Genomic DNA, 19,407 nt, shown 5'->3' with positions numbered 1-19,407 from the left:
CAACAATTAAAAATGAGAGTTTTATCTCTCATTTAAGTTTTTATCAAATCTAACCATTAAGTTGATACGCCCATGATTTTATTAAAAAATAACGTGTTATATATTTTACATTTTTAATGTATGTACTTTTAATGAAGGAGTTGAAACCGAAATATTTTGTACATCTTTATTAATTTTTTTAATAACAAAATTTGATATTTTATTATCATTTTCTAAGTTTTTCTTTACAAAAAATTGTTTTTTATAACATTCAAAATACTGTTCTTTTCAATATTTAACTATTTCTTTTTCTTTTTTATAAAGTTTAATAGAAAATTTATATCAGAATTTATTGATTGATAATTCTAACTCAAGATTATTAACTAAGAATTCATTATTTATATTTTTACTTAATAAAAAATTTTGATGTTCTAAAAGTTGAATTTTTATTTCTTGAAAATTATAATTTTGTTCTAAAATTGAATCTTTTATCATATTTATATCTTCGTCACAATAGTTATTTCTATTAAATATGATTTCATTTAAAATTTTATTATTACGTTTATATAATTTTTTTATATTTAATATTTTTTCATTTATCTCTTTTAAATGTTCTTCTTTCATTTTTTTCCTTTCAAAAAAATTAATTTATTTTAATTTTTAAAATAAACTATAAATAATAATAATAATAATAAATGATTATCTAAAAAACATAAAAAATGCTTTTAACACTATTAAAGTTTTTATTATTACTTTTTTTTGAAATTTGACTTATTTTGAAATAATATAAAAGATTCTAAAGTTGACAAATTTTTTTTATTTTCTATACTGTATATAACTAAATATTAGTTTTTAATCTATTTACTTTCATAAAAAGTAAATGGGTTTTTTATTTTGAAAGGAAAATTAAATATGCCAAAAAAATCAAATTTTGAAAAAAAAGATTGAAAAGAAAAAGAAAAATTTGATGAAGAACAAATAATCCACTCAAGTATTTTTCATACAATAACAATTTTAGAAGTTTTAAATGATAATCCTATAATATTTTTTAAAAAATTAAATCATATTATTAAAGAACTATATATAGAAACTATTTTATTAAAAATGCCAAATACATATGGTTCAAATGCTAACTCAGAGTTTTATTATATAAATCAAAAAGCACAATATGATTACTTTTCAATTACTGTAAATATTGAACAAAAAGCGTTAAAATTATTTTTTTGTTCAAAAAGTTTATACCTACAAGGATTTACTTTTGAAACAACTTATTATTATTTTGAAGATAGCACATTAATAAATCCTAATATAAAAAATATTTTTTGCCAATCTTTACCTTTTGTAGGAAGTTATGTAGCAAGTAATGGACTCCAGGCACATAATAATTATTCTTGACAAACAATACATAATGATTTTTTATTGTTAACAAATTCTAACTTAAATGAAAATCAAATTAAATGCTCATTAATAGGAGTAATTCTAGCTACATCAGAAAGTATTCGTTTCAGAAGTGTTAAATATTTTATTCTTCAAAGTCAAAGACCTATAAATCCAATAATACAAAGTTGAGTTTTTTTTCAAAAAATTATAAGAAATTGAGATCGCGGAACACATAATGCTATTAATTATCTTTTAAATAAGGTAACTTAAATAAATATTTTCACCAAGAATTAAGTAATAATGGATTAAGAATAATGGTTTTTAACACAAGCATGTATCATGCAATTAACAATTATCAAAATCCACCATTAATAACTCCAAATCAAAAATGAAAAATAAAAAAATTACAAGATTGAATAGATATCGGTATTAAAATCTGTGAAAAACAAAAATACGCTATTGCTAAAGAAATAAATAAATTTCAAAACTTAAATAATCTTATTGAAATACTGAAAAATTTTAAAAATGATATTATTACAAATAAAAAATTACAAGACGAAATAAAAACAGCAAAAGATTTTGCTGATAATATTATTGAAATAAATAAGGTTTTTGATATAAAGACAAACCCAGAAAATATAAAAAGTTGTTATATTTAAAAAATAAATTATTCTTTTATTTTAACTCTTTTGACTCAATTTCATCAATGTTGTTACTTCTTCTTCTGTCAAATAACGATATTCACCCATTGCTAAACCTTTTAAAGTAATATTAGCAACTTGTAAACGCTTTAAAGTAATTACTCTACTTCCTACTGCTTTAATCATACGTTTAACTTGTTGATTTTGTCCTTCATGAATAGTGAGATGTAGTAAAGTATTTTCTTTTTTTATATTTTTATAAATTATTTTAACAATAGCAGGAGAAGTTGTAAATGAAGTTGATAAAATAATACCGTCTTGTAGTTTTTTAATAGCATTTGATGACAAAATACCACTTGCCAATACTTCATATACCTTATCTATTTTATAACGAGGATGAATAATAGCATTAGTAAATTCACCATCATTAGTCATTAACAACAAACCTGAAGTATCAAAATCTAAACGACCGACTGGGTAAATTCTACTATTAATATTAGTAAAATAATTCATTACCGTTGGTCGATTTTTAGGATCACTTACTGTTGTTAAACAATTGGGTGGTTTATAAAATACTAAATAAATATGATTGGATTGTTGAATAATTTGATTATTAACCTTAATAATATCACTACTTGTAACTTTAAAACCTAACGTTGTAATAATTTGCCCATTAACTGTTACTTGCCCATTAATAATTAGTAATTCTGCTTTTCGTCGTGAACATACTCCAGAATTAGCAATAACTTTTTGCAAGCGTTCTAAATCATTATTCATTAGTAAAGTTGTAGATTTCTTGTTCATCATTTTGGTTATTAAATTGGGGCAAAGTTGGTAATTGAGTTAAAGATTCGATATTAAAATGATCCATAAATTCATCAGTTAAATCATATAAAATTGGTTTTCCTGGTAATTCACTACGACCAATCTCGGTAATTAAATTTAAACTTTTTAGTTTAAAAATAATAGAATCACAATTTACACCACGAATATCTTCAATTTGTGGTTTAGTAACTGGATGATTATAAGCAATAATAGCAAGTGTTTCTAAAGCTGCTTGTGATAAACGTATTAAAGGTTGTTGTTTTAATACTTGATAACGATTATAATGAATAGGTTTTGTTGTTAATTTATAAATATTACCAACTTTAATTAAACTTAAACCACTGGTATCATCATCATTTAATTTCATTTGTAAAGATACAATTAAATTTTCAACAGTTTTTGGTTTTTTTGTTAATTCTAAATATTCAGCAAGTGTTAATAAATCAAGGCCTTCATTCCCAGCAATAAATAATAAACCTTGTAAAACTGCTAATCTTTCGTTTGTTTTTCAATTGCTATTATTCATTTTTCTCACCTCGATAAATTACTGTAATTTCAGTAAAAGTATTAGTTTGTATAATATGTAACATTTGATGATTTGCAAGATCTAAAATTGCAATAAAAGTAATAATAAAATAATGTAAAGTTAATGTTTTAGTAAAAAATAATTGTTCTAAAGTAAAGTGTTGCTTGGGATTTTTTTTCAGTAACTGTTTAATTTCTTTAGCGCGATCTTCAGCTGAAATTAAGTTTAATGCTAAATTAACTGGTAATTTATTTTCATTTTGTAATCTATTAAATAAATTTAACATTGCTTGTGTTAGTTTATTAACATTATTTTTTACCAAAATTGGTGTAATTTCATCAACTAAATATGTTTTTAAATCACTAGGTGCTTTTGTTAATAATTGGGTTCTATATACAGCCTGTTCTTTAAAATAATTACTTATTTCTTTAAATTTTTTATATTCTAATAAACGAGCAATTAATTTTTGACGATTAACTTCATTTTCATAAGCACTATCTACTACTAGTTCTTGTTTTGGTAATAATTGTTTTGATTGCAATTCTAATAAATAAGCAGCAATCGGTAAATATTCACTTACTAAATCAATGTTTTTAATTAATTCTTCATTAATAAAATGAACATATTGGTTAGTAACATCATTTAGATTTAAATCTAAAATATCAATATTTTTTTCTTTAATTAAATGCAAAAGCAAATCCATTGGTCCTTGAAAAGATTCAATTGTAATTACTGGTTGTAACATTATTCTCGTTCCCTCAATATCATTTTATACTTATTAATATTAATTATAACTTAATTTAATAGTACTTGATTAATCTTTAATAAATAAAAAAACTTATTTTTAATTTTTTAATGATTAAAATAAGTTTTAAAAGTTATTATATATTTAAATATTATTATTTAACTTCACGTAACGTAATATGAATATTTTCGGCAGATATTTCAAATTCTGAAGCTGTCTTTATATCTGGAAAGCCTTTACTTAGATCATATTCTAATTTAAACTTTAAATTAAAATAACCATTTTTTTCATTAGGATTAAGATTAAATCCACTTTCAGGGTTAGTAATAGTTATTACACTATCATTTCATTTAGAAGCAAGAATACTATAAATTTTATTAATTTTAGCAAAATAACCATTTGTTATAACTTGTTCTTTTATTTTTCCATCTTTGTCATAATCTGAATACTTATCTGAAGCTTTTGGTAATTCCTTTACTGTATCAACTGTTCAGTCAGAAAATATTTTTGAAATTTGTGTTGTTGCATCAACAAAAGTTTGGTTAATCTTAATAGCAGTAGTACTTTCAATATCACCAGTATTAAAAGTAGATTTACCATCATTACCAACTAAGAAATCAATAGTAATATTACTAACATTACCATTAAATACAATTGATTTATCATCATTATTGGTCACCGTTGGATCTGTCATTTTAAATAAAGTTGATTTAGGAACATTTGAAAAATCAGCTGAAAATTCAAAACTTAAACTTAAACCAGAATATTGAACTTTATCTTTAATGGCAACATTTAAATTTTGTTTAATATATGATAACTGAGTTCTAGCAATTTCTTCTTTATCTTTTTTTTCTGCTCCTTTAATTTCTCCGGTTATTGGTAAATTTTCAACATTAATATTTAGATTATCTTTAGTAATTTCTTCTTTAATAAAGTCTCTAATTGCATCAGCTTTTTTTTGATCACTAGTATGACTTGTATCATTATTAATTGTAATTTTAATATTTTTAGTAACTGATCGTAAATTTAAATAAGAGATTTCTGCTTTTACTCATAAATGACCATTGACTAATTCACTACCAGTTGGTAAAACAAACTTAGGTTTGTCTTTTTCATCATTATCATTATCTTTTTTTGGAACATAGTCCATAATTTTGACATGTGCATCAGGGTGATATCAATTTGTTGGATGTTCATTGGTACTTTCTTTAAGTTTACTAGAGAAAAAGTTACCAATAGCTGTTTGCACAGAAGTATCTAATTCGCTAAAAATTTTACCTTTCATTTCTCCTATATTGGTATCATCTGATAAATTAAGATCAGCCTTAATTTGCACACTACTATCAGTAACAAAAGAGGCAGCAAAATTAAGAATATCCCTTGGAGTCATTTGATTATTTTCACTACCACAAGCAACAACTGTTACAACTGGTGTTGTTGCTAAAGCAAGTGTGCCCAGTAATTTTAATAAAGATTTCACAAAAACGCTCCTTATCATTTCATTTAATTAATATTTTTAAAATACTGTAACATTATAAACAATTTTAAACTAAATTACATTATTATTTCTAAAATTATTGGTTTAATATCGTATTTTTTATTAGTAATCTGAAATGTAGAAATTGCCAAATCTAAAAATTGTTGATGAAAATGTTGATCTTTATTAGTATGGAGTTCCATAATTACACTATTTTTTTCAACTTTTTGACCATGAATTTGTTTTAAATAAATTCCTGCCACTGGATCAATGATATCAGTTTTAGTAGTTCTTCCTGCTCCTAATATTACTGATAATTCACCTAAAGCATAATTATTAGTAACATCTAAATAGCCCGATAATTGTGCCTTAACTTTAATAATATATTTAGCTGGTGGTAATTTATCAATATTTTCAAGATATTTAGTATCTCCACCTTGACTTTTAACAAAATCATAAAAAATTTGTAGTGGTTTTTCACTAGTAAACATAGCATTAGCTTTATCAATACCCTCTTTTAAGGTTTTTACGTTTTTAGTTCCCAATAAGGCTAAAGCTACTAAATTACTAACAAGAATTTTCAAATCTTCTGGTCCTTTATTTTTTAAGCTTAAAATAACTTCTTGTAATTCTAGTGCATTACCAATTGTTTGTCCTAAAGGCTTATTCATATCACTAATAATAGCATAAATTTTTTTATTAAAAGCTTTACCAATATGTACCATTAATTTTGCTAACTTTCTTGCAGTTACTATATCCTGAACAAAGGCACCTTTTCCACATTTAATGTCTAGTAAAATTAAATCAGCACCCATCGCTATTTTTTTAGACATAACACTAGCAGCAATTAATGGTAATGAATCAACTGTTCCTGAAACATCACGTAATGCATATAATTTTTTATCAGCAGGCACTAAATTACTAGTTTGACTAATAATACTCATACCAACTTTATTAACAACTTTAATAAAATCTGATATTGCCAAATCACATTTAAAATTTGGAATTATTTCCAATTTATCAATAGTACCACCAGTAATACCCAATCCTCTTCCAGAAATTTTTGCAACCTTTAATCCACAAGCAGCAGCTAATGGACCAAATACTAAACTAGTTTTATCACCAACACCACCAGTTGAATGTTTATCAATACTAAAACCAGTAATTTGTGATAAATCCATGGTTTCACCACTATTAATAACGGCTTTTGTATATTCTACTAATTCATCATTAGTCATTCCCTGAAAATAAACAGCCATTGCTCAAGCACTAATTTGATAGTCTGGTATTGTTTCATTAACAATACCTTCTGTTAAAAATTTTAGTTCTTCTTTATTTAAACTTTGTCCTAATTTCTTTTTAGAGATTAAATCAATCATATACATTTTAATAAAACACCTTACTTTCTTTTTATTAAATAACAATTGCAATTGCAATTGCATTAGTTTCATTATGTGATAAAGATAAAAGTAATTGATAATTCTTAATGATAGTTATTGGTTGATTATATTGATTATAACTAATATCAATATTTTTAAATGTTAACTTTTCTTGTGGTAATGCCTTAAAAATTGCTTCTTTTAATGCTCATCTTCCTGCCAAAAATTCCTGTTGACGTTGTAAAGAATATTGATTAAAAAGTATAATTTCTTTCTTACTTAAAATTCTTTTAGCAAATTCTTCAATATTTTCTATTCGATTTACTTCAATAATATCTATACCTACACTACGCATTGTTAACTCCTTATATAAAATAAAAGGTTAAAACCCTAAAATCCTTGTTTTTATTATATAATTAATATGAAAGAAAGTGTGATATTAATTTCAATAAATCAAATAAATTTTGAAAAGATGGTGGTATATTAATGACATTTTACTTAAATCAAAAACAAAAATCATTAATTAAAGAACACTACCAAAACTATAAAGTTGATAATAAAAATAGTAGTTATGAATTATTTCAATATCATAATATAACAATTGAAATTTATCAAGAAAAAGTTATTTTTAAAGGTACTAAAGAGGATATTATTGCAGAATATCGTAGAATTTGAAATCAACTTGATGAAAATCAATCACCAGTCATTGGCAATGCTGAATTTGGTATTAATAATTTTTTTGGTCCACTTGTTATTATTAGTTCTTATATTGGTTCGGGTAATTTAGAAAAATTACGTTTACTTAACATTCGCGATTATAAAGACTTATCACAAAGTAAATTTATTGAATTAGCACAAGATATTATGAAAACAATTATTTTTGAGTCAGTAATCATTAACAATCGTAAATATAATCAATGAATTGATGCGGGTTATAGCCCCAATATTATTAAAACCTGAGGAGAAAATCAAGCATTAGTTCGTATGTTACAACATAGAATTCAATATGATACTATAGTTATTGATCAATATATTAATGAAGATACATATTACAAATACATTGAAAATATGAAAGATAATCGTAATAAAATTATTAAAGATAAAGTTCAATTTGTTACTAATGCAGAAAGTAAGTATTTAGCTATCGCTTGTAGTACTATTATTAGTCGTTATTTATTTTTAGAAGAAATTAAAAAAATAAAAGGTATTGACACTAATACAATTCCATTAGGTACTGGAAAAGAAGTTAATATATTTTTAGAAAAAATTAAAAATGAAAAAACAATTGAATTTAATAAATTTCTTGAACGTCATAGCAAAAAATCATTTACTGAATTTTTTAAATAAATAATTAAAACTTAATTTTTATTAACTATATATAAAAAATATTTTTTATTTAAAAACTATCAAATAAATGATATAATCCAAATCAGATATATGTTTAAATATATTTTTAAGTCCTATTTTGTTTATAAAAACAAAATAGGACTTTTATACTTAAAGGAGAAAATAAAATGCCAAAAGAAGAAAAAAAACCTTTATTAGAAAAAAATAAACATACTAATTATGGAATTACCCAGCAACAATCTTCTATAAATAATAGTAATTCAAGTAGTACTGAAAGTCTTAATAGTTCAAGTACAATCATCGAAATAGAAGATAGTGAAGAAAATAATTGAATAACTTGTAATAGTCGTTATGGAGGAACAACACAAAAAAAACTCGATGATAATGGAAATTGAAAATATGAAACCCAAATTAGAAATAACTTTGATAGTTTAACTTTTTTTAATGAAAGCACTATTACCATTAATAACAATCAATACTGACAAAAACTAACATTTGTTGAAAAAAATGGAACAGTAATTATAGTGATTTTAGAATTATTAAAAATAAACTTTAATAGAAATACAATAGAAATATATAAAAAAGAATACAATGATGTTGATGAATATATTGATGATAATTTAGATTTAAAAACTTTTCAAAAAAAAGAAAGAAAATTATCACTTGAAGATCAATTCTTAGAAGGTATTACTATAAAAACTATTAATAATCTTAATAAATTTATAACAAATACCAACTCACTTAATGAACAATTAAAATTATTTAAAGAAAATTCTAATAATAGAGTTTTAAATGTTTTATTAAAACTATATAAATATTTAACAATAATACAAAATTTTATTGATCAAACAAAACCAGGAATAATAAGAAATATTGCATATAAATTTTTAGGATTATTAGAAATTTATATTGGACTTACTGGTAAAAATTTACAAAGAGTAGTTTCTAATTTTCCCATTGATGGTAAAGAACATACATCCCAAGATTATATTGATGCTATATTTTGAAATTGACAAAATTATGTTATGGTATTACTTGATACTGCACTTGGCACATTTTTCACTTCAGCAGCTTCAAGTTGATCACGAGATGTTTTTTTTAATAAAAAAAACAAAACAAATCCCATTGAAATCAATCAATTTAATACCAGTGACTTTGAAAAATATAAAGAAATATTTGAAACATTTTTATTTGAAGAAGACCATCAAAAATTAATGAAATATTTTTCAAATATTTCCATACTTAATGATTTAATACAGAAATTTAATCAAATTGAAAATTGTGTAGAAACAGAATTTGAATATCATCCAAATTTTAAAAAAGAAATTGAACGAATTAAAAAACTAATTATTAATTCACAAAATGAAAATAATAATGTTAATAATGATAGTGAAATTAAACAAGTAATATCTTTAGCAAATAAAACAATTAAAACTATGGAACAACAAAATAATAAACCAATAGCATTAGTAACTAATTGAGGACGTAATCTTTTAGTTAATTTAACTTTAGAAACACTAACATGGGCAGGTAGTCATATTATTCTAACTGGTTCATCAGAAAATACTTCTAAAGAAGATTTTAATTTACATGATTGAATCACGAAAGACATTTTTACTACAGGTGCTTTAGCAGCAAATATAAGTCGTTATTTTGTTATGAGACCAATTAATAATATTTTTAAATCGGGTTTAACAAACTTAGGAATTCCAACTAATCTTTGTCCTGAAAAACTTTCAAAATGAGTTGAAAAACAAACTCGATATAAAAAAATATTAATGGCAATCCCTTTATTTTTATCAGTCACTTGTACTGTTAATGCTGTTAAAACAGAAGCTGCATTAGTTACTGAATATGGATTTCAAAAAGCCACAAAATTATTTTATGAAAAATTTGTTAGATGAACAACATTAGGATTTTCAATTGGTGTAACAGCAATTGATATGATTGCTTTTGCTATTTCTGATTTTTATAAAGATGTATTTAATCAACCAATAACTATAAAAAAAATAACAGAAATATTAACTAGTTGTTGTGGATTTACTAAAAAAGAAGCAGTTTTTCTTGAAAAACATTTAGAAAAATTAGAAAACAATGGGAAATTCACAACTTTTGATGAATTGTTTAAAAAATATCAGGAAGAAGAATTTGAAGATTCTGGTATTGAAGAAGTTTTATCACAACAAATAGAATCAGAAAAATCATCAAATGAAAAAGAAACTGATGACGAAACATCAATAGAAGAATTTCCTATTGACAATCCATATGAATTTGCAAATGATATAAATAACCAACCATCAACAAGTACAGGAATATACCATCCAATGCCATTCAATTAAAAGCACTATTTAAATTTAATTTTTAGTCACTCTTTTTAAAAGAGTGACTTTTTTAATATTTTATATTTATTTTTTTTCTAAAAAATGTACACTGATTTTGGGTATTTTAGATGTATAAGAATAAATATACCAAAAAAGTAGTGAGAAAGGGATTTTTATGGATGAAAAAAATAAAAGAGAAAAAGAAATAGCAAGAATAAAAGAAAAAATTGCAGCTAATAAATTAAAAAAAGAATCCGAAAAAGCTGAAAAAGAAAGACAACAACAAGAAATCGAAAATAAGAAAAAAAATGAAAATAAAAAAACTTTATAAAATTAATATTTAAAGAAAAAATCACTTAATAATTAAGTGATTTTTTTATAAAAATGAATAATTTTAATATTTTGGTTTTCTTTTTCATTTTGAATTATTATCAACATTACGTTTAAAATCATTTCTATTATTATGAGATGAAAAATTTAATTTAGTTGGTACTTTAACAACATTTTTAGGTAAATCTCAACCTGTAGTATCTAGTAAAGTAATTTCATGATTTTGATAATATTGAATTTCTTGAATTTCATTATATTGAACTCTATTACTTACTAAAGTAATAGCAGTTCCTTGTGCTCCAGCACGAGCTGTTCTACCAATACGATGAGTATAGTATTCATATTCACGTGGAATATCATAATTAAAAACATAATCAATGCCATTAATGTCAATTCCTCTAGCAACAACATCAGTAGCAATTAATACTCTAACCTTACCATTTTTAAATTGTCTCATTGCTTCCATACGTTCTCTTTGACTTTTATCGCCGTTAATAACAGCACATTTAATATTATTTTGTTCTAATAATTGTGCAATTTTGTTAGTAAAAGCTTTTGTATTTGAAAAAACAATACTTAATTGTGGTTGTAATTTTTGATATAAAGTAACTAATGCAGTTTCTTTTGTTATATTACGACAATCAAAATAATATTGTTTAATATTTGCTTGTTGTAATTTTTGACTTTCATCTTCAACAGTAATACTAACTGGATTATTTTGATAATCATCAGCAATTTTTAAAACTGGTTTTGACATTGTTGCTGAAAAAAGGACAGTTTGAATATTTTGTGGTGAATTCTCAAATAAGAAATCAATATCTTTTTTAAATCCCATTTTTAACATTTCATCTGCTTCATCTAAAACTAATGTTTTAATTGAATTTAATCTTAAACTACCACGATTAATATGATCAGTAATTCTTCCTGGTGTTCCAACAACTATATTACTAGTTCTTAAATCATATAATTGATTTCTAATATTAACACCACCACATAATAAAGCAACATTAACACCATTTAAAAAATAAGCATATTTTTTTACTTGTTTAGCAACTTGGATTGCCAATTCTCTAGTTGGACAAACAATAATGGCTTGATTACGATATAATTTTATATCTAAATTATGTAATATAGGTAAGACAAAAGCAGCAGTTTTTCCGGTTCCGGTATGACTTTTTCCAATAATATCTTTTTTTTGTAAAGAAACTGGAATTGTCTTCTTTTGAATTGGTGTTGCGGTAGTATAACCTCATTTAGCAATAGCAGCAGTTAATTCTTGTTTTAAGTTTAGTTCTGTAAAACTCATATATTTCTCCTTAAAAATAAATTTTGAATAAATTTAGAAAAAATGATAATTATAACCTGAAAAATAACCTCTAAAAGAGGATTATTTTAAAAAAGGATTAGTTTTATTTATTATTTATATATAATATACTTACTTACATTTTAAAGTATTAATTCATCTAATTTTTCTAAAATTAAAAGTTGTCAAATAATTTCATGATATTATTTATTTCTTTGACATCATTAACAACTTTTTGATATTTTTTTATCAATCATATCTTAAAAGAAAATTGCGAATTAATCAACAACTTAAATATAATACACTATTTTTAATTAAATGTAAAGATAAATTTTTAGAAATGAAAATATAAAAATAATAATTAAAATACTATACAAATTTTTAATTTTAATCAATTTAAAAATTTAAATTATATTAGAAATTTTTTATCATAACAAAAAAATTTGAAAAATAATATAAATTATCAAACATTAGTATCTGCTTTTTTAATAATTCAATTATCAAATAAAATATGATTATTTTTATGATTCTTAATCATTCCAGTTAAAAAACTAGTGTTTGCATAACGAATAGTTAAATAATTATAACCATGCATACCACCCGCATTTCTTTTAACTTTAAATGTATTATCATCTAATTTTTCCACACTAGTTATATCACTTAAAGTAGGATTTTTTGCTCCTTTTCAAAGACCATTTAAAGTAACTGAAATATTACCTTTAATAAGATCTTCGGTTGTAGCTTTAGAATTTATTTTTGAACTAATATAGTCACTAATATCACTCATTTTTTTATTATTTTGAACAAAGTCATCAAAATCTCCAGGATTCATATATATTGTTAAATTATTATCAGTAGTTATATCAATACGCCCTTCAGCAAATGCACTTTTTGTATAAAATATTTTACCTAATGCTGTTGCTGTTTGCTCTGCTCATTCACCTTGCGTTTGATTAGGACTAATATTAATAAAATCTAAAGTCATTGGTGTTAATCTTAATCCTGAAATGCTTCAATCACTAATAGTGATTTTTCCAAAAGCATTAATTTTCTTTTTATTTTCTTCAGGCACTCCTTGTTTTCCAACAAGTCACTTAGTAATCTCATCTGAAAAAGCTGTTGCTGTTGGTGATAAATAATTTTTCAAAGAATCAATTGCTTCATCAATTGTAGGTTTAGTAAGCGCTTCATACATATGATCACCACTAGCATAAACATCATTTTTTTGAAGCACTTCTGATTGAGCATTAATATCAACTTTAGTAATATTAACTTTATTGTTATTAAGTTTTTCAGTAATTAATTCTTTTGCTTTTTGTAATAAACTTTCACTATCAGTAGTGGCGTTTTCCATTTCTATCATAAAATTTTTTAATACTTTTGTTACATTACTAGTTGAAGCTTCAATTAAATCTTTTAAATTAGCACCAGTATTAGCGTAATTAAAATCAAAAATATTAGATACTTCAATTTCTGTCTTTTTGTTACTTTCATCTTTATAAGATAATTTTAATTTTAAATCTGCAGTAAGTTTATATCACATTGTTATGTTATACGTTGCTGGATCATAATTTTCAATACCAAAATCAGCATTTTCCTTAGTTCAATTGAATTGTTTATTTGTCATTGTTGTTTCATTAAAATCAATTTTTAAAATTTCACTAGTAGTTATATTATTAAATAATGGTTTTAAATCAGATGGTTGTAATAAATAATCCTCAATAATAAGATTTGTAATATCTTTTTGAAGCCTAGTTAAAAATATATCTTTTATTTTACTATCAACTAGAGTGTCACTATCTTTAGATAAACTATTTAAATTATTAGTAATATCTTTTCCAGATTCACCAAATTCATCTTCAAAAGTTAAATTCTTATATTCACTAATTAAATTTGCAAGTCCTAAACTAATTTGCTCTTTAGCTTTTTTTAATAATTCTTGTACATCAGCATTTTCCGATACTTCATCATCAGTATCAGAACTATTACCATTTCCACATGCCACTACATTTACTGCTACTGGTGCTGTTAATCCAAAAATTGCTAATAATTTTAATATTCCCTTCACTCTAGTACCCTCCTAAAATTTCTTTTAATATCTTTTATTAAAGTTTTAGTATATTCTATAATATTTATAATTAAAATGTTGTGAATATATTAATTTTAATATTTATGTAAACTAATAATTTGATTATTTTTCTACTTATAATATATTATAAGTATTAATAATATATTATAAGAAACTAAACTATTCATATTCTATATATAAATTAATTTATTATAATTTTTGTAATATTTAAATTTTTAAAAAGAAAAAATAAACTACTCAAATTGAGTAGTTTTAAAATATTTTAGTTAATTAAAATATTGGATAAATAGGCATTATTACTAAAACAATATACTTTAATTTAAAATGATAGAAAAAATTTTGATGTGAAAAAATGAATCAATTCCAAAATTTGCATAATTTGATAAAAATCATCTAAAATAAATATAATCCTTATCGCGTCAAATATTTAAAGAAACATTTATACTATTTCCACGACCAGCACTATCAATTGTGTTTATTTTTATATTATACATACTATTACTGTTTCCTGTCCCCATATTTTGCAAATTTTTTTGTATTAATGGGTGTTTCTAAGTTTTAAATACTATTTGTGTCGTTTGCTAATCTAACAGAAAAATTATTAAGAGATTTATTAAAATGAAATGTTTTATATTTTTCTGTAAAATTATCTCAGGAATTAGAAAAAGTACTTCATTTTAGTAATTTATATGTATTAGAACTATCTGTAAAATTAGAATGTAATCCGTTATAGGAATCCTTAAATTCGTAATCAATGGAATAGTTAGAAATATTATTCATAATTTTCCATCCTTTCAATTAAAAAATAAAAAAACACCTAACAATAGGTATTTTTGTGATTAAAAAAGTAAAATCCTAAAATAATTAAATAAAATTAATAAATATTTTCAACATATCTTTTAAATTTGATTAATTTTATTCCTTAGAACTCATACTTCTTAGAACCTGTTTAGAACATTAATCGGTAATGTTTAGTTTTTATAATGTTGGTGGTTGATTTCTGCTTGTTGAATTTGGATTTTGTAAATCCATAGCATTTACTTGAAAAGAGTTAAATGGTTCTCTTTGTTGTCTTACTGCTTTTTGTTTTATCTCATCTATGACTACTTTTACAGCACCAACACTAGCACCAACACCACCACCAAGAAGAGTGGCACCAGCAATAACCTCACCTGGACTAGGTGAGATAACCACACAACCAATACCAGCAACAAACCCAACACCACCACCGATAGTACCACCAACAATAGCACCATTTTTCGCATATTTTTTAATTATTTGTTTTTTTGATTTTTCTTGTTTAATTCCACTTCGCATATTTTTTCTCACTTTCTACTTTAAAATATAAAACCTATTTACTTTAAAATGAAAGTAAATAGGTTAAACACTAATATTTAGGTAATATAATACTAACATAAATATTAGTGTTTAGAATCTTTTTTCAATAATTTTTCATTTTCATTAAATTATATTTTATAAACAAAAAAAATAATTGATTATAATTGATAATATGTAAAGGAGAAAAAAATAATGGACAGATTACTAGAAACCACAACGAAAACTATAGAAAAAACTAAAACCAAAAAGACAAGTTGATTTAAGTTATTTAGATTAATTATAATTAAAATTAGTTACAGTTTTATTACAGCATTTTTATTTTTATTTTCAATAGTAATTTCGGTATTGATCATTAGTGTTTTGTTTTTTTTAAATTTATCAATAGAAGATTTTATTATTGATTTACAATACTATATTATGATTTTTTATAGTATATTTCTATTTATTTTTATTTTATTAAATGCTATAAAAATTTTTGGTACTCAATTTGAAGATAGTTCTTTCCTATTATTACTTACTAAACCTTATACAAGAAATGTTATTATTTTAACTCAATACGCTGCTTTATTTTTTATGAGTTTAACTTTTATTTTCATAAATATTATTGCTTTATTAATCTTTGGCGGGATTTGCGGAATTATTATAAAAGTTTCTTATTTAACTTTTTACGTATTAACAATCCTAAAATTTTTTGGCTTTTGCTCTTTATTTGCTGCTTTAGTTACTGTTGGTGTAGTAACAATGTTAGCTTTTACTCCATCACAAACAGTTTTTTTAATTTTTGTTATTTTCTGTAGTCTATTTTTATTAGGTGGTTTGCCTTACTCATTAACCAAAATAAATAGTGACATTATTAAAATTAATTTTGAAAATAATATCCAATATACTGTTAGTGAAATCAAAGAAGCAATTTTATTTAAACAAAATTTAGAAAAAGGATTAATTAAATATCCAAATTTAACAAAAGCTATTTTTGATTTTTATTCTAATCTTAGTGATCAAGAATTAAAGGATATTAAAGAAAATAATGTTATTAATAAGCGTATTGATTTTTATCAAAAATTAGGATTTATTAAAACAAATCCTACTGTTAAAACTCTTAGTGGTAAAACAACCTCTTGAAAACCACCTGAATTTCAAAATAAAAATATATTTATGAAAATTACTTTTAATAGTTATTTTAAAAACTTAGATGAATTAAAAAACAATGTTGATAATAATCAAATTACAGAAGACTTAATTAATATAATTAATGATTATGATAAAAAATATAATATTGATTCATTTATGGATCTGCAAAGCGGTAAAGCACCTTCACTATTAACATACGATACTGATATTAATAATACTTATATACAAATTACAGGTCCAATATTAGAACAACCCGTTCCACTATCACCCAAGGAAATTAAAAATATTTTTATTGATACATATGCATATAAATTTGATTTTCGTAATGAATTTAATAAAATTTTTTATAATCCTGTTTATTTTTTAGTTAGAACAACCGAAGAATATATTTATAATCAAATTCATATTTATCGTCAGATTACTAATAATTCTGTTACTAATGATAAAAATTATAAAAATTACATTAGTATTGCAAATAGTTATCAATTTATCAATGCAATAAATTTTATTGAACATTGAAATCAAATTTGGACTTATTTTATGGACTACTATGGTGATTTTTGATTTGAACCTTATGCAACATCTAGTATCGATTTTGATACACAAAAAAATACTTTATTTAGTTATCCTGATTTTAAACTAACATTAAATAATAAAAAAATAAAAACCGATAACATTGATTATTTTCAAAATAATAAATCAGTTCTTGAAATATATTGTGGATTTTCTATCTTTTTATTCTTACTTTCTTATTTAATGTATAATCGAAAAATTGTTAGTTAGGAGAAAACTTATTATGGGAACTACAGAAGACATTATGATTAGTGTCAGAAACTATAACAAAAAATTTAAAAAGTTTAATATTAGTAATATAAATTTTACTGTATTTAAAGGAACTATTCATGCTTTGGTTGGTCAATCTGGTAGCGGAAAATCCGTTTTATTAAAGTCTATCATTGGTGCAATGCCCAGTAACAGATACAGTGGTACAATTAAGGTTAATGATTACAAAGCAGGAAGTGCAAAATCAAAATTAAGCTTAGGTTATTCCTTAAATTTAGAAAACTTTCCACAAGGTTTAACAGCTTATAATTTTCTAAAATATTTAGGACAAACAACTACTATTACCGATAGTGCTTTAGAAGTTAATTTACAAAAATTATTAAATAATTTTAATTTATGAGAACATCGTAATAAGGGTTTAAATTCTTTCTCTTCAGGAATGAAAAATAGAATTATGCTAATTCAAGCCTTAGCACATGATCCAGAACTAGTAATTCTTGATGAACCGGGTGCAAACTTAGATTCAGAGTCACGAAAATATTTTACAAATGTATTAAAAAGATTAAAAGCAGAAGGTAAAACTATTTTCTTAACAACTCATATGATTAACGAGGTTAAAGATATTATTGATGATTGTACTATTATTGATTTGGGAAAAATGCTTTATAGTGGATCAATAGCAAAATTTGATGTTGGCAAAATTTTTATTTTAACTACCAACAATTTACCATTAACAGCCACTATATTAACAAAATATCAATATCAATTTAAATATCTTAAAGATTTAAATGAAATCTTAATTCGCTTAGATACACAAGAAAAAATTGATAATCTTAGTTCAATTTTAAATAAATATAAAATTGGTATTCAAAATCTTTATGAAAAAGAAATAGATTTATCACATTTAAAAAATTTTTTATAAAATAAAAAAACAAAAATTTAACTATAAAATTTCTAATCTTTTTAATTTCTCATAGTATAATTATTTATAAACTTAATATAAGTTTAATTATTTTAAATAAATACCTTTACATTTTAATAAGGAGAAAAAATGCGAAAAGTTAATGAATGAATAAATAAACATCAACATGAATTTAAGAAAACACTTGAAGAAAGAAATCAAATAAAAATAAATTGAGAACAAGAACACAAAATAATTAATAATTTAAGAGAAGAAATAAACAACAAATATAAAAAAACTAATTTAACAAAAAAATAAGTTACTCTATAGAGTAACTTATTTTTTTGTTAACTATTACATTTTGCTAATTTTGCTTGATGTTCTAAATTAAAAGAAAATTCACTATTCAATTCTACTTGTAAATTAGGATTTGTTTTTAAACGAAGTTTATATTTTTTAGAGTAATAAGCAAAGTATCAAGTTATTGCAAAAATCACATTACTTAAAATAAATACTAACTCAATAACCATAGCAACTATTGCACTTGAATCAGTTGCTGTAACTGCATCATAAATAATAGAATAATAATGTCAAACGAACATTAAACCTAAAGTTACCAAAATAAATGGAAAAGTAATTTTTTCATATCAATTCAGTTTTAATTTTTTATCTAATGCTAATTTTAATACTGTAATTAAAACCATGATATAAATAAACATTGTAATTACAGAAAAAGCTGATGATAAATTAGCAACATTAAAAGATGATGAATATTGTTGATCAGGATGTGAAACTAACCAAATTCCTTTAATCAAATCAGGAATAACTAATCATAAAATTAACATAACAGATGTTACTATTAAATTAATAACTGCTGCTTTAACAGGAATGCCATCTTTATTTAAATTAAAT

At 23.0% G+C, this 19,407-nt stretch carries 18 protein-coding genes and 1 pseudogene; 8 read left to right on the top strand and 11 right to left on the bottom strand.

Annotated elements, in window-relative coordinates; genetic code table 4:
* Positions 1–105: 105 nt before the first annotated feature.
* On the bottom strand, positions 106–603 hold the full coding sequence (locus tag M0D11_RS02220) for a hypothetical protein (protein WP_252319697.1): 498 nt from the start codon (positions 601–603) through the stop codon (positions 106–108).
* A 288-nt stretch (positions 604–891) separates the two neighbouring features.
* Between M0D11_RS02220 and M0D11_RS02215 the strand changes: the two genes are divergently transcribed.
* Both M0D11_RS02215 and M0D11_RS02210 read left to right on the top strand, forming a co-directional pair.
* Complete coding sequence (locus tag M0D11_RS02215) at positions 892–1,629, top strand: ribosome-inactivating family protein (protein WP_252319696.1); 738 nt, start codon at positions 892–894, stop codon at positions 1,627–1,629.
* A 62-nt stretch (positions 1,630–1,691) separates the two neighbouring features.
* A complete protein-coding gene (locus M0D11_RS02210) occupies positions 1,692–2,018 on the top strand; it encodes a hypothetical protein (protein ID WP_252319683.1) in 327 nt (108 codons plus the stop codon).
* A 21-nt stretch (positions 2,019–2,039) separates the two neighbouring features.
* Here the strand turns inward: M0D11_RS02210 and M0D11_RS02205 are convergent, their stop codons facing one another.
* The 6 genes from M0D11_RS02205 to acpS all read right to left on the bottom strand — a co-directional run bounded on the left by M0D11_RS02205 (position 2,040) and on the right by acpS (position 7,307).
* Positions 2,040–2,777, bottom strand: coding sequence for a pseudouridine synthase (locus M0D11_RS02205; RefSeq protein ID WP_252319681.1), 738 nt, complete (start codon positions 2,775–2,777; stop codon positions 2,040–2,042).
* On the bottom strand, positions 2,770–3,351 hold the full coding sequence (gene scpB / locus M0D11_RS02200; RefSeq protein ID WP_252319679.1) for an SMC-Scp complex subunit ScpB: 582 nt from the start codon (positions 3,349–3,351) through the stop codon (positions 2,770–2,772). Before scpB ends, M0D11_RS02205 begins: the two co-directional genes overlap by 8 nt.
* On the bottom strand, positions 3,344–4,096 hold the full coding sequence (locus tag M0D11_RS02195; RefSeq protein WP_252319677.1) for a segregation/condensation protein A: 753 nt from the start codon (positions 4,094–4,096) through the stop codon (positions 3,344–3,346). Before M0D11_RS02195 ends, scpB begins: the two co-directional genes overlap by 8 nt.
* A 154-nt stretch (positions 4,097–4,250) precedes the next feature.
* Positions 4,251–5,576: a hypothetical protein gene (locus M0D11_RS02190; RefSeq protein WP_252319675.1), complete on the bottom strand. Its 1,326-nt coding sequence runs from the start codon at positions 5,574–5,576 to the stop codon at positions 4,251–4,253.
* Between the two features lie 74 nt (positions 5,577–5,650).
* A complete protein-coding gene (locus M0D11_RS02185) occupies positions 5,651–6,958 on the bottom strand; it encodes a thymidine phosphorylase (RefSeq protein WP_252319673.1) in 1,308 nt (435 codons plus the stop codon).
* 28 nt (positions 6,959–6,986) lie between these two features.
* The gene (acpS, locus tag M0D11_RS02180; protein WP_174479919.1) at positions 6,987–7,307 is read right to left on the bottom strand and encodes a holo-ACP synthase; all 321 of its coding nucleotides are present in this window, start codon (positions 7,305–7,307) and stop codon (positions 6,987–6,989) included.
* A gap of 131 nt (positions 7,308–7,438) precedes the next feature.
* On the opposite strand from acpS, the gene M0D11_RS02175 reads away from it, so the two are divergent.
* The 3 genes from M0D11_RS02175 (at position 7,439) to M0D11_RS02165 (ending at position 10,951) form a co-directional block, all read left to right on the top strand.
* Positions 7,439–8,299 (top strand): ribonuclease HIII, encoded by an 861-nt coding sequence (locus M0D11_RS02175; RefSeq protein WP_252319664.1) that lies wholly within the window; start codon positions 7,439–7,441, stop codon positions 8,297–8,299.
* 167 nt (positions 8,300–8,466) lie between these two features.
* Positions 8,467–10,638 (top strand): hypothetical protein, encoded by a 2,172-nt coding sequence (locus M0D11_RS02170; RefSeq protein ID WP_252319662.1) that lies wholly within the window; start codon positions 8,467–8,469, stop codon positions 10,636–10,638.
* Between the two features lie 157 nt (positions 10,639–10,795).
* A complete protein-coding gene (locus M0D11_RS02165; protein WP_174479916.1) occupies positions 10,796–10,951 on the top strand; it encodes a hypothetical protein in 156 nt (51 codons plus the stop codon).
* A gap of 63 nt (positions 10,952–11,014) precedes the next feature.
* On the opposite strand, the gene M0D11_RS07165 is transcribed toward M0D11_RS02165, so the two are convergent.
* The 3 genes from M0D11_RS07165 to M0D11_RS02150 all read right to left on the bottom strand — a co-directional run bounded on the left by M0D11_RS07165 (position 11,015) and on the right by M0D11_RS02150 (position 15,659).
* The gene (locus M0D11_RS07165) at positions 11,015–12,256 is read right to left on the bottom strand and encodes a DEAD/DEAH box helicase (RefSeq protein WP_252319660.1); all 1,242 of its coding nucleotides are present in this window, start codon (positions 12,254–12,256) and stop codon (positions 11,015–11,017) included.
* Positions 12,257–12,713: 457 nt separating this feature from the next.
* Complete coding sequence (locus tag M0D11_RS02155; protein WP_252319658.1) at positions 12,714–14,321, bottom strand: hypothetical protein; 1,608 nt, start codon at positions 14,319–14,321, stop codon at positions 12,714–12,716.
* 999 nt (positions 14,322–15,320) lie between these two features.
* Positions 15,321–15,659, bottom strand: coding sequence for a hypothetical protein (locus M0D11_RS02150; RefSeq protein WP_252319650.1), 339 nt, complete (start codon positions 15,657–15,659; stop codon positions 15,321–15,323).
* A 213-nt stretch (positions 15,660–15,872) separates the two neighbouring features.
* On the opposite strand from M0D11_RS02150, the gene M0D11_RS02145 reads away from it, so the two are divergent.
* From M0D11_RS02145 to M0D11_RS02135, 3 genes are all read left to right on the top strand, one after another.
* Entirely contained in the window at positions 15,873–17,594 is a 1,722-nt protein-coding gene (locus M0D11_RS02145; RefSeq protein WP_252319648.1) for an ABC transporter permease, read from the top strand.
* Positions 17,595–17,607: 13 nt separating this feature from the next.
* The gene (locus M0D11_RS02140; protein WP_252319646.1) at positions 17,608–18,516 is read left to right on the top strand and encodes an ATP-binding cassette domain-containing protein; all 909 of its coding nucleotides are present in this window, start codon (positions 17,608–17,610) and stop codon (positions 18,514–18,516) included.
* A gap of 129 nt (positions 18,517–18,645) precedes the next feature.
* The gene (locus tag M0D11_RS02135; RefSeq protein ID WP_252319644.1) at positions 18,646–18,813 is read left to right on the top strand and encodes a hypothetical protein; all 168 of its coding nucleotides are present in this window, start codon (positions 18,646–18,648) and stop codon (positions 18,811–18,813) included.
* Positions 18,814–18,842: 29 nt separating this feature from the next.
* Here the strand turns inward: M0D11_RS02135 and M0D11_RS02130 are convergent.
* Positions 18,843–19,407 (bottom strand): annotated as a pseudogene (locus M0D11_RS02130) (APC family permease); the annotation flags it as partial.

Origin of the sequence: Spiroplasma endosymbiont of Lariophagus distinguendus (assembly GCF_023846195.1) — a bacterium.
GTDB lineage: Bacteria > Bacillota_I > Bacilli_A > Mycoplasmatales > VBWQ01 > Spiroplasma_E.
This window is presented reverse-complemented; position numbering and strand designations above follow the sequence as displayed.